This window comes from Prauserella cavernicola (genome assembly GCF_016595675.1).
Lineage (GTDB): Bacteria > Actinomycetota > Actinomycetes > Mycobacteriales > Pseudonocardiaceae > Prauserella_A > Prauserella_A cavernicola.
In genome coordinates this window covers 759234-771114 of the sequence record NZ_JAENJH010000003.1, presented here as the reverse complement: position 1 = coordinate 771114, position 11881 = coordinate 759234, and the positions used below count along the sequence as shown (strand labels likewise).

Annotated in this window: 12 protein-coding genes and 1 tRNA gene; 9 read left to right on the top strand and 4 right to left on the bottom strand. The window is 70.9% G+C overall.

Translation table 11 applies throughout. From position 1 onward, the window contains the following. Positions 1 to 99: 99 nt before the first annotated feature. From JHE00_RS17080 to JHE00_RS17065, 4 genes are all read left to right on the top strand, one after another. A complete protein-coding gene (locus JHE00_RS17080) occupies positions 100 to 300 on the top strand; it encodes a hypothetical protein (RefSeq protein WP_200319033.1) in 201 nt (66 codons plus the stop codon). Between the two features lie 137 nt (positions 301 to 437). Further along, positions 438 to 782 carry a helix-turn-helix transcriptional regulator gene (locus JHE00_RS35125; protein WP_307831970.1) on the top strand — a complete coding sequence of 115 codons (345 nt, stop codon included), beginning with the start codon at positions 438 to 440 and terminating at the stop codon, positions 780 to 782. Between the two features lie 206 nt (positions 783 to 988). Next, positions 989 to 1774, top strand: coding sequence for a DddA-like double-stranded DNA deaminase toxin (locus JHE00_RS17070; RefSeq protein ID WP_200319032.1), 786 nt, complete (start codon positions 989 to 991; stop codon positions 1772 to 1774). Continuing rightward, complete coding sequence (locus JHE00_RS17065; protein WP_200319031.1) at positions 1771 to 2169, top strand: Imm1 family immunity protein; 399 nt, start codon at positions 1771 to 1773, stop codon at positions 2167 to 2169. The genes JHE00_RS17070 and JHE00_RS17065 overlap by 4 nt, the downstream gene beginning before the upstream one ends. A gap of 568 nt (positions 2170 to 2737) precedes the next feature. On the opposite strand, the gene JHE00_RS17060 is transcribed toward JHE00_RS17065, so the two are convergent. From JHE00_RS17060 to JHE00_RS17050, 3 genes are all read right to left on the bottom strand, one after another. Then, on the bottom strand, positions 2738 to 3979 hold the full coding sequence (locus JHE00_RS17060) for an aldehyde dehydrogenase family protein (protein ID WP_200319030.1): 1242 nt from the start codon (positions 3977 to 3979) through the stop codon (positions 2738 to 2740). Between the two features lie 161 nt (positions 3980 to 4140). After that, a complete protein-coding gene (locus tag JHE00_RS17055; protein WP_230424492.1) occupies positions 4141 to 4866 on the bottom strand; it encodes a M50 family metallopeptidase in 726 nt (241 codons plus the stop codon). An 83-nt stretch (positions 4867 to 4949) separates the two neighbouring features. Further along, entirely contained in the window at positions 4950 to 5855 is a 906-nt protein-coding gene (locus JHE00_RS17050) for a DNA-3-methyladenine glycosylase family protein (RefSeq protein WP_200319028.1), read from the bottom strand. A gap of 413 nt (positions 5856 to 6268) precedes the next feature. On the opposite strand from JHE00_RS17050, the gene JHE00_RS17045 reads away from it, so the two are divergent. The 5 genes from JHE00_RS17045 (at position 6269) to JHE00_RS17025 (ending at position 10318) form a co-directional block, all read left to right on the top strand. Beyond that, a complete protein-coding gene (locus JHE00_RS17045) occupies positions 6269 to 7078 on the top strand; it encodes a ribosomal RNA small subunit methyltransferase A (RefSeq protein WP_200319027.1) in 810 nt (269 codons plus the stop codon). A gap of 47 nt (positions 7079 to 7125) precedes the next feature. Continuing rightward, entirely contained in the window at positions 7126 to 8076 is a 951-nt protein-coding gene (locus tag JHE00_RS17040; protein ID WP_200319026.1) for a S1C family serine protease, read from the top strand. A gap of 36 nt (positions 8077 to 8112) precedes the next feature. Continuing rightward, entirely contained in the window at positions 8113 to 8718 is a 606-nt protein-coding gene (gene orn / locus JHE00_RS17035; protein WP_200319025.1) for an oligoribonuclease, read from the top strand. A gap of 73 nt (positions 8719 to 8791) precedes the next feature. Continuing rightward, positions 8792 to 8867: transfer RNA gene (locus tag JHE00_RS17030), tRNA-His, on the top strand. Between the two features lie 116 nt (positions 8868 to 8983). Next, positions 8984 to 10318 (top strand): carboxylesterase family protein, encoded by a 1335-nt coding sequence (locus tag JHE00_RS17025; protein ID WP_200319024.1) that lies wholly within the window; start codon positions 8984 to 8986, stop codon positions 10316 to 10318. A gap of 68 nt (positions 10319 to 10386) precedes the next feature. Here JHE00_RS17025 and rox read toward each other — a convergent pair whose 3' ends face one another. After that, positions 10387 to 11817 (bottom strand): rifampin monooxygenase, encoded by a 1431-nt coding sequence (gene rox / locus JHE00_RS17020; RefSeq protein WP_200319023.1) that lies wholly within the window; start codon positions 11815 to 11817, stop codon positions 10387 to 10389. Positions 11818 to 11881: the final 64 nt, after the last annotated feature.

Below are 11881 nucleotides of genomic sequence, written 5' to 3'. Positions count from 1 at the left end.
ACAACGTACACCGGCCCCCACCAGCCACTCGTCACCCGTAGTCATCCACCGACTCGGCAGGCTCTTGGGCCAACGCGTCGCGCGCTCACCAAGCTCATCGTGAGACCGGCCCACGCGATGTTCGTGGTGTACGTCCTCGCCTCACTTGCCGACCGGGGTGTGGTCGCCAACGATCCGTTCTTCGTGCCGGTCCTCGTCGCTGCGATGGCTGCGACGGTGTGGCAGAGCCTCATGGCGGTATCGCGCCGCTGGGCGGGCCCCTCGGCGCCGAACTTGGATCGACGGGAGACCTCGCGATGATCAGACGGGCGATCGCATGGGCCCGCAGCGGGTGGGCTCGGTTCACGAGGTGGCTCGCTTCTCCCGCTGACGATGGAGACGACGCCGAGGATCGCGTTTGGTAGCCGATCTGTTGCAACAGGTCGGGCAGCCTGGCAATGCACCTCTTCGCGGAGGGACGCCCCCGGGTAGCTCCCGGGGGCAACGCGAAGAGGACCACTCCGCGACGAGGATTACCGATGGCCGAGACATTCGGGCAGAGGCTCCGCCGCCTACGCAGCGAGGCGGGGCTGTCTCAGTCCCAGCTAGCGCGCATGGTGCCGATCTCGCAGGCCAGCCTGTCTCGCTACGAGTCCGAGCGGCAAGCGGTGGCGCCTAAACTCGCGGATTGCCGACCGGCTCCCGCTGGTGCTGACCCTGCTGTGTCTCGCAGGGATCGCCGCGAACCTCGTCGCGATCGTCCTGGGCTGGGGCTGAGGAGGCTGCGCATCAGCTGGGGGTAAACCGTGCAGCTCTGGCGAACTGGCATCGGAGCGGGCTGGTCTGGCCGGAGCGGGTCACCCTGGGAGGTCACGCCCGCTGGTACGTGCCCGCGCCGCGTGCTCAGTTGCATAGGGACGAGCGGATACGCAGGCTGTGGCTTCGTTCCCGGCACCGGCACCGGCGCCGTGACGCTGAGCGGCGAGCGCTGGTGAAACGGGGTGAACGGATGTCGGTGGAGGAACTGGCGGCGGCGGTTCGCCGGGCACTGGACCTACTTGTTCAGGCGCGCGCTGATGCCGAGCACGCTGCCGGACTCACTGGCGAGGCGCGCGACATCTACGGTGCCGTGCTGTACGGCGCCAGTGACCCCGAGGCCGCGCAACTACCCGCGATCGCCGCGCAGTTCGTTGACGAGGTCAGCAGTCTCCACGGTCCGCTGCAGCTTGTCGACGAGTCTCTGCGCGCCTACCTGCACGAGCTGGGCGCCGCCGGACCCGAACCGGGCGCACCGGCGCGTCGACCGGAGCCCACCGCCGCGGCCACGCCGCGGATCGCGAGGCCTGAGCCGGAGGTGGCGGCGTCGGATGGCTCTCGGTATCCACCCGAGGCGGCGTGGTGCGCCGAGATGCTGCCCCGCAGGGTGCGTACGGGCGAGGGTTCGGACCGCACCGTGGGCTACGTGGGCGGCTCCTTCGACCGCTACGTCTCGGGCCACGATGGCACCTGGTCCGAGACGATCCGGCAGCGAGCAGCCACGCTCGGGTTCTCGCCGACCAACGCGAAGTTCCTGAGCGCCCACGTCGAGATGAAAGTCGCCGCGAAGATGGTTCTCGACGGACGCGAGCACACCGAGCTGACGGTGAACAACCAGCCGTGCCGTGGCCGGAGCCCGATCTCACCGGGTTGCCACGAGGCCCTGCCCCGGTACCTTCCGAAGGGGTGCACGCTCACCGTGAACGGCACCACGCAGGACGGCCGCCCGTTCCGCCACACCTACGAGGGGCAAGCATGACCAGCACACTGGCCCGCCACGAGTCCTACGACATCGCCGCGATGACCGACGCCGACGCGCTGATCGCGATGATGACCACGGTCAACGGCGAGCGACGCACACCCGAGGCCGGCGTCCTGTGGTGGCTGTTCAACAGCGCCGATCCCACCCACGAACTGATCGTCGGCGTCCGCGGCGACCGGGGCTGCCTCCTGTGGGGCACCGCCGAGGCATCCTTCCGACCCGCCGACGGCCTGAACACCGACCACGTCCCCTACTTCACCTGGCAGGGGCACGACTTCGAACAAGATCCCGGAGTCGAGACGCCCGTCGAACGCGTCTATCAGGCCGTGCGCGAGTACGTCACCACCGGCCAGCGCCCCACCTGCGTCCAGTGGGTGCCCGCGCCGCTGTAACGCATGCCTGGCCTTGATCGACGCAATCGGGGTGACACCGACCGGAACCGGCCCCCGCACGGTTCCGCGTCGTTAGCGTCACTCGTGATCGGTGTTGGGTGATCGCCGATCATCCCCTCTCCTCCAGCGTTGCGTCGGCCCATCGGCCCATCGGCTCGCGGCGAACACGAGCGGCACCGGCAGTGTGACGGCGAGCCCGTTGAGCTGTCGGCGAGCGACTCGGGCAGCCCGAGGGACACCAGCCACGCCACCACGGAGGCCCAGAGCGCGGGCACGATCGTGCGCACCCGCGAAGTCACGAAGTTCGTCATCGCCTGGCCCCTCAGAAGATGAAGTCGAGGGACGCGATGTGCCGATCACGCGCGAGTACGTAGGGGACGGAGGCGTCTCGCGCTCGGATGCTCGCGGCCCTGGGCGAGACAACGCCGCTGAAGGCCGTGGACCCGAGTCCGGCGACCAGGAACTCCCGGACACGTCGAACGGTGGATCCCAGAACACCGCTTGACCTGCGATAACAGCCCCAGAGAATCCCGTCGGTTTCCTACGGTCCCGATTCGGGTTTCCCAGGTCAGCGCCCCGCGGGCAGTACCGCGTACTGGCGTACGTACAGGTCGGTGTAGGTGACGGGACCGCGCGGGCCCGGCACCTTGTCGAGGTTGATGCCGGTCTCGGGCACCCCGAGCAGCTTGAAGCCGTCGAGCAGCCGGGTCGGCGCGTTCCAGAACACGCCGGTGCCCTGGTAGGCGTCGAAGAACGCCTCCGCGGCGGCGGCGTCCTCGGTCGCGATGCCCGCGGCGAGCCCCGAGGTCTGCTCGTTGGCGATCGTCACGGCCTCGGTCAGGCCGGCGACCTTCGCGACGGTGACCGTGGCCTCCCGGTCGGAGTCCAGCGCCCACTCGTAGCCGATCTCGTGCTCGTACGGCGCCAGCGACGGGCTCACGCCACGCTCGGCGAAGGCCTCCGACACCCGCGGCCACAGCTCGTCGTAGACCGACGAGTTGATCAGCAGCAGGTTCAGCCGGTTGCACACGCCGAGCCGGTCGAGGCTGGAGCTGACGAGCGACCGCACCGTGTCGGCGTCCGCGGCCGCGTCCACGTACAACACGCCGCCACCGTCGGCGTGGGCCAGCGTGCGAACGCCGTGGGTCGCCGCTTCGGTGGCCAGTGCCCGCGTGCTGTCCCCGCTGCCGCGCAGGATGACCAGTGGCACCAGATCGGGCAGGCGGACCAGCGCCGCGGCCGCTTCGCGCTCGACGCGGGGCACGAGCTGCACCACGTCGGAGTCGATGCCCGCCTCGGTCAGCGCGGGCGCGATGACGACCTCGAGCAGCCGCTGAGCGGAGCCCAGCGCAGCCGAGCCGGTGCGCAGCACACCCGCGTTGCGCGACTTCACCAGCTGCGAGGCCACGTCGACCGTCACGTTCGGCCTGGCCTCGTAGTTGGCGCCGATGACACCGACGGGCCGACGCCGCTCGACGAGCCGCAGCCCGCCCTCGAGCGTGGATACCTCCACCGTGCGCTCCTGGTGGGGAGCGCCCGCCAGCAACCGCAGCTGCTCGGCCATGCCGGTGAGGCGTTCCTCGGTGATCGTGAGCCGGTCGAGCAGACCCGCGCTCATGCCCTCGGCGGTGGAGCGTTCGACATCGGCGGCGTTGGCCTCGAGCACCTCGGCGCGGTGGGACAGCAGTCGCTGGGCCATGCCTTCCAGCGCGGCGTCGATCGCCTTCTCCGGCGCCGTGGCGAGGGACGGGGCGGCTCGCTTCGCCGCTCGCGCGCACTCTTCGACAGCCTTGGCGACCTCGTCCGTCACAGCACAGCCCTCTCACCCGCTCGTCGCCACACGCGACTCACCACAGCTTTTCCACCAACCGGTGTCGGCACACCAGTGTGCCGCACGGGGTGCAAAGACCACCGGGCCGGTCCGGGTTGCCCCTGTTCACCGACAGGCGCGCGCAACCCCGGAAGCACCGCTCACAGCGGCCCCGCCACGGCGGGCTCCACCAGCAACATCCCGCCCACCACGAGGCAGGTCACGGTGAGGACCACGAGCACGAGGAGCCAGATCGTGGCTGGCAACCCGGTCAGGCGTGCGAGCTGGTCGGCGTCGGAGTCGCGCGCGGCGCCGCGACGGCGCTTGGCGTGCAGCTCGAACACCGGCCGCACCGAGCCGAGCAGCAGGAACCACGTCATCACGTAGACGAACGCCGCCTGGACCCCCGGCCCTGCGAAAAACCCGATCCCGCCGAGCACGGCAGCCGAGACCAGCACCGCGAACACCCCGTAGGCGTTGCGCACCATCACCAGCACGCCCAGCAGGAGCAACGCGGCGATGACCAGTACCGCGCTCAGGTTCTCGCCCGACACCAGTGCCGCGAAGCCCAGCCCCAGCACCGCGGGAGCCGGATAGCCCGCGAGCGTGGTGAGCACCATGCCCGGGCCCTCGGGTTTGCCGCGCGAGACCGTGACGCCGGAGGTGTCGGAGTGCAACGTGATGCCCTGCAGCCGCCTGCCCGCCAGCACGGCGACCAGGGCGTGCCCGGCCTCGTGCACGATCGTCATGACGTTGCGGGCGAGCCGCCAGGGCATCCGCAGGAGCACGACCAGCAGCGCCACCACTCCGGTGGCGAGCGCGATGGTTCCGGTCGTGGTCGCGTCAAGGTCGAACGCACGCCAGAGCTCGCTGTCTTCGACGGCCAACTGCACCCGGTCAGCTCACCACAACGCCCATCTGCTCCCCGTTACCCCCTTTCCCGGTGTGCGCACGAACACCGCGCTATCGTTCACAGCTTTTGTCCCGCCCGGTCCTGGGCGCCGACGGACCGCAACAGGGCCACGGCCCAGCTCCGGTACGGCCGCCACCGCTGCGCGATCTCCTCCAGCTCGGCGACGTCGCCGGTGCCGTAGGCCGCGGCCAGCACCGTGTGCAGCCGGAGCTCGTGCGCCGGGAACACGTCGGGATGACCCGCTCCCCTGACCACCACGAGCTCGGCCGAGAACGGACCGATGCCGGGCAGGGCTCGAACGCGCTCCAGCGCGTCCTCCACCGGCAACGCCAGCAGGCTCACGGCGTCGAGCGCCCCGGCCTCGGCCGCGCCCGCGATCTCGACGAGCCGCCGCGCCTTCTGCTGCGACAGCCCCGGCAACTCGTCGAGCGTGGCGAGCCGGGCCGGAGCGGGAAACGACAGCAACGTCCGCCCGCCAACGGTGACGGACTCCCCCAGCCGCTCGGCCAGCCGCCTGCGCAGCAGTGCGGCCTGCCCGACCCGCAGGCGCGCGCAGATCACCGCCCAGCACGCGGCCTCGTAGGGCGAGTGGAACAGCATCGGGCGCAGCCCCGGGTTGCGCTCCCGCAGCGTGCGCACGACCGGATCACCGGCGACCGCCGAGGAGAAGCCGCCGCCGTCGAGGTCGAGCGAGAGGATGCGGCGCACCTGGCCGGCCACGGCATCCGCCGCGCCCGGCGGCGCCGCGATCTCCAGGCTCACCGCGTCCGGCGCTCGCTGCCGCACGAACACGCCGACGTGCTCCCACGCCCCCTCTCGGGGAAAGGCCAGCCGCAGAGTGCCCGGCTCGGCAGGTACCGGAGCCGCGTCCGCGGGAAAGGCCGCCGACCGCGTGAGATCGAGTTCGCCGGAAACCCCGAGCTCGATCGTCGTGGTGACACTGGCAGCAGTGGTGGTGAGCATCGGACATCCCTTTCGCCGACTGGTTCTGACCTCTGCCACCGACCGTAGAACCACCCACCGACAACCCGGAAGTTCCCGCCGTGCCAACGGATCCGTTCGCACTCAGAACTCCGCGAACGGGAACCTCGCGCCGCGCCAACGGAAGAAAATCGGTTGCGCCGCCTTGCTACGTTGGCGCGCATGGGAACTTTGTGCACCCGCTGCGTGGCGCTGGGCCGGCTTCGGCCGCGCCGCGCCTGAGCGCAGCGGCTGTCAGTCCACTTCGGGCATAAGCGCGTCCACCGCCCAGAACCGGCGGGCGCCTCGTCGTGCCCAGTTCTTCCGCCATGTCCGGCCGGGTCCCGGTCGCTGCGCCATGACGTCCACACGCGCCTCACCGTGCGCGCTCCCCTCGGTCATGACGGAGCTCTCCCGTGCCCACATCCCGCCCTGCGCGTTCCCGGAAACCGGGACCCAACCCCTCCGGCGTCCACTTCCTCGCCTCGGCGCGCGTCGCCGACGGCCTGATCCGTTCCTGCTCCCCGAAACCGAGCGACCTGGTGGTCGACTTCGGCGCCGGCTTCGGGGCGATCACCGCACCACTGGCCAGAACCGGCGCCAGAGTGATCGCCGTCGAGCGGGACGCCGACTTCGCCCGCAAGCTCGGCAAGCGCGTCGCCGCCAGCGGCAACGTCCGGGTCGTCACCGCTGACGCACGCGAGTTTCCCCTGCCCCGCACGAGCTTTCTCGTGGTCGCGAGCATCCCCTACTCGATCTCGACGGCGCTGGTGCGCAGGCTGCTCACCCCTCGGACGAGCAACCTGCGCCGGGCGGCGTTGATCGTCGAATGGGGCTTCGCCAAGCGGCTCACCGCGGCCGCGCCCCGCTCGCGCGAGGTCGCGTGGTGGGCGGCCAGGTTCGACCTCGAACTCGAACGCCGGATCCCCCCGAACTGTTTCCAGCCCGCGCCCACAGTGGACTCGGCGCAGCTCACGATCCGGCGCCGGGCCCGGCTCGGACCCGGCGCCGAACAGGCGCTCTCGGCACTGCTCGACGCCGTCTACCGGACACCACAGCGCAGCACGAGAGCCGCGGTGGCCGAGGTGATCGGCGGCAGGCCACACCGAATCCTGCACGCGTGCGACCTCGACCCGGCCGCACCCGCGGGCTCCGTGCGACCCCGGCGATGGGCGGCGCTGGCGATCGCACTCGACGGGAACTCACAACAACTCTCAGGCAAGTGAGTGCCTGCGCTCAGGCTGCTCTCACGAACCGCGTCGAAGCTGGAACCATGACCGAGAACCCGCAGGACCCGCAGACCAATCCGCTGTTCATGCCCCGGCAGGCGCCTGCCCGACCATCTGCCCAGCCGCCTGCACAACCACCGCTGCCCGAACCACCGGCGAAGCGGACGGGCAAGGTCCGCGTCGGCGTGCTCGTCACGTCGGCCGCCGTCGTCGCCGCCCTCGTCGGCGGTGCGGGCGGTGCGGCCCTCGTCTCGGCCACCGACGGCGGATCCGGGACGGGAACCGGCACGAGCGCGGTCGGCACCACCAACGGCCAGACCGTGTCCAACGAGTCCTCGGATGTCAGCACCGTCGCCGAGAAGGTGCTGCCCAGCGTCGTGCAGATCGAGGCGACGACTGCCGAGGGCAATGCGATCGGCTCGGGCGTGATCCTCAGCGAGGACGGCAAGATCCTCACCAACGCGCACGTGGTGAACGCCGCGAACGGCGACGTGACGGTCACGTTGTCCGACGGCACCAAGTACCAGGCCAGCGTGCTCGGCGCCGACGAGAAGGCCGACATCGCCGTGCTCCAGACGCACGGCGCGAGCGGGCTGACCCCGGCGACGCTCGGCGACTCGGGCTCGGTGAAGGTCGGTGAGGAAGTAGTGGCGATCGGCTCGCCCGCCGGACTGCAGAACACCGTCACGTCCGGAATCGTCAGCGCCGTCGACCGGCAGCTCTCCGACCTCGGCCAGCAGCAACAGCAGCAGTCGCCGTTCGGGCAGCAGACGCTCGAGCGGGCGTCGGACTCGCCGAGCTACACGGCGATCCAGACCGACGCCTCGATCAACCACGGCAACTCCGGCGGACCGCTGGTCAACGCCGCGGGCGAGGTCATCGGGATCAACTCGGCCATGTACTCGCCGTCCGGGTCGGGCAGCGTCGGCATCGGCTTCGCGATCCCCATCAACGACGCGAAAACCATCATCAACAACCTCGAGAGCGGAGCGTGACAAGCGGCTTGGAGCAGCTCACGTTAGTGTGGCCGGGTGACCGACCGTCTTGTCTGGATCGATTGTGAAATGACGGGGCTCGACCTCGCGAAGGACGCGCTCATCGAGATCGCCGTGCTCGTGACCGACTCCGAGCTCAACGTCCTCGGCGAGGGCCTCGACCTGGTCATCCACGCCGATGACGAGGCGCTGGCGAACATGCCGGACGTGGTCCGCGACATGCACGCCCGCTCCGGGCTCACCGAAGAGGTACGTCGCTCGACGGTCACGCTCGAGGAGGCCGAGCTCAAGGTGCTGGACTACGTCCGCGCCCACGTGCCCGACGCGCAGACGGCTCCGCTGGCGGGCAACTCCATCGGAACCGACCGCGGGTTCATCTCCAGGGACATGCCCGCCCTCGACGCCCACCTGCACTACCGCATGGTGGACGTGTCCTCGGTCAAGGAGCTGGTGCGCCGCTGGTATCCGCGGATCTACTACGCCAAGCCGGAAAAGGGCCTGGCGCACCGGGCACTCGCCGACATCAAGGAGTCCATCGGCGAGCTCGCGTACTACCGCAAGACGGCCTTCGTCGCCCACCCCGGCCCGAGCACGGAGCAGGCGAGGGCGGCGGCCGACGAGGTGCTGCGCACGCGGTCTTGAGTAACCCGGTGCGGAGCCACGGACACGGCACGCTACGATATTCCAGCCGAGGTGCTCAGCGGCTCCTCGCATGGTGGGTATAGCTCAGTCGGTAGAGCGCCTGGTTGTGGTCCAGGAGGTCGCGGGTTCAAGTCCCGTTACTCACCCCAAACGTTCAACTGTGGCGGTCGTTCCCTTCCCGGGGCGGCCGCCACAGTCATGTCGTGCCCCTGTCCCCGCCGTCTCGTAGGCTTCGCTCGTGATCTTGGGGAGCTGAGGAGGGCGCGTGCGCGACACTACCGACGAGCTGGGAGAACGGGCGTTCGACACCCCGGCGGGACAACTGCTCGGGCTGGTCGACGGCGCCGTGGTGCGGATGCTCGGCATCCCCTACGCCACGGCGGACCGGTTCGCGCCGCCACGGCCCGTGCCGCCCTTCGACGAGCCGTTCGCGGCGACCGAGCGCGCTCCCGCCGCGCCCCAACACCCCTCCGAGCTGCTCGCGCGGCTGATCGGCGACGACGACCTCGGGCAGGACGAGCACTGCCAGCGCCTCTCGGTCACCGTCCCGGCCGACCTCGCCGACGACGAGCAGCTGCCCGTGCTGGTGTGGATCCACGGCGGCTCCTACGTCACCGGGGCGGGTGATCTGGCCGTCTACGACCCGCGTGCGCTGGTGGTGGAGCAGCGGGTGGTGGTCGTCTCGCTCACCTACCGGCTCGGTGTCCTCGGGTTCCTCGGCGACGGGGTGCGCGCACCCGCCAACCTGGGGCTACTGGACCAGCTGGTCGCGTTGCGCTGGGTGCGGGACAACATCGCCGCGCTGGGCGGTGACCCGGCGCTGGTCACCGTGTTCGGCCAGTCCGCGGGCGGGGACGCGATCGCGCAGCTGATGCTCACCGACGAGGCGTCCGGCCTGTTCCGGCGAGCGGTGATCCAGAGCGCACCGCTCGGCATCACCCACGGACGCGACGCGATGACGCGGGCCATGCTCGCGGCCGTGGGCGACCCGCCGGTCGAGGCCAGCGTCGACGAGGTGCTGGCTCTGCAGCCCGTGGCCGAGCGGGCGGCCCGCCGGTTCGGGCTCGCGGGTGGCATGCCGTTCGGCGTCCAGTACGGCCTGCCACCGGTGCCCGGCGAGGCCGACCGGGACGCGGCGTGGCGGACAGTGGCCCCCAGCATCGACGTCCTGATCGGGTCAACCGCAGAGGAGACGGCGCTGTTCATCGCGGCGGTGCCGGCGCTGGACAGGCTGTTCCGGGTGCCGGTGCTGGGCCGTCTCGTCCGGCGCGCACTCGTCGGAGCCTCCACGCGCAGGATCTACGAATCCCCGGCACGGGCGTTCGCCCGCAGGCACCGGGAAGCGGGCGGGCGCGCCACCCGCTACCGCCTGACGTGGCGGCCCGAAGGCAGCGAGTTCGGCGCGGCCCATGTCACCGACATTCCGTTGCTATTCGGGTCGCGCAGGGCGTGGGAGGGCGCCCAGCTGCTGGGCGAGGCCACGTGGGCCGACATCGAGCGACACGGCCGCCGGATCCGGCGCATCTGGGGCGAGTTCGCGCGCACGGGGATGGTGCCGCCGGACGCGGCGAGCGACACGATCGCCTTCCCCAGAGACTGAGCCGAGTCCGCTGTGGATCAACGCGGAGCCGACGTCACCGCCGGCTCCGCGTCCCAGCCCGTGACGGCTCAGCCCGCGGCCGCGCCGAACCAGCGAGGCAGGTGCTCCAGCAGGTCCCGCTGGTCCTCGCCCGCCCACGCGACGTGGCCGTCCGGCCGCAGCAGCACCGCGGGCACGTCCAGTTCCTCGCTGACGTCGACGACGACGTCCACCCGGTCCTGCCAGCCGGCGACGGAGAGCCTGCCGGTCTGGTCGAGCAGCAGCCCGCGACCGGCGCGCGTCAGCTCGTAGAGCCGGCCGCCCTTCAACGGCACGTCCCGCAGGCGTCTGCCGAGCAGCTCGGGCCCCTCGCCGAAGTCGTAGCGCACCCCGATCGCGGTGATCTTCTCGGTGAGATACCGGCTCACCTCGTCGAACTCCATCAGCTCGGACAACAGGTTGCGCACCGACCGCGGTCCCGGCGCTGGGTCGAGCAGCACCATCTGCGCCCGCGTGTTCTCCAGTACGTCGGCGGCCACCGGGTGCCGTTCGGCGTGGTAGCTGTCGAGCAGGCCCTCCGGGGCCCAGCCACGGACCTGCGCCGCCAGCTTCCAGCCGAGGTTGAACGCGTCCTGCAGACCGAGGTTGAGGCCCTGTCCGCCCACGGGAGGGTGGATGTGGGCCGCGTCGCCCGCCAGCAGCACCCGCCCGACGCGGTAACGCTCTGCCAGCCTGGTGGCGTCGCCGAAGCGGGAGAGCCAGCGCGGCGAGTGCGCGCCGAAGTCGGTGCCGGCGTAGGCCCGCAGTTGCTTCCGGAAGTCCTCGATGGTCGGCGGCACGGAGCGGTCCTCGGTCACGCCGTCGGCGGGCACCACGACGCGGTATCCGCCGTCCTCCAGCGGTCCGAGACCGAACCGGACGACGGTCTTGCGGACCTCCGCCATCCGTTCCTGTACCTCCTCAGCAGGCGCGGTGACCTCCAGTTCGCCCACGAGCGTCTCGACCCGGGTGGGTTCCCCGGGGAAGTCGACGCCGAGCAGCTTGCGCACCGTGCTGCGACCGCCGTCGCAGCCCACGAGGTACCGCGCGCGCAGCGGCGCGTCCGCCCCGGCCACCTCGACGGCGACCCCGTCGTCGTCCTGGCTCAGCCCGGTCACCTCGCACCCGGTCCGGATCTCGACGCCGACCTCGGCGGCGTACTCGGCCAGCAGCCGGTCGGTGGTGGTCTGCGGGATGCCGAGCACGTAGGGGTGCGCGGTGTCCAGCCGTTCCGGCGCCGGTTTGTGGATGGCGGCGAAGAACCCTCCGGTGGGGTAGCGCGTGCCGTGCGCGAGGAAGCGCTCCAGCATCCCGCGCTGGTCGAGCACCTCGATGCTGCGCACGTGCAGCCCCAGCGAGCGGACGAACTTCGGCGGCTCGGTGTCCTTCTCCAGCACCAGTACGTGCAGGCCTTGCAGCCGCAGTTCGGCGGCCAGCATCATGCCGGTCGGCCCGCCGCCGGCAATGATCACGTCAGTCATGAACTCCCCGCTCGACACACTCATCCGGCCGGTCGGAAACCCCCTTGAGTTCCACCGGTTCCGG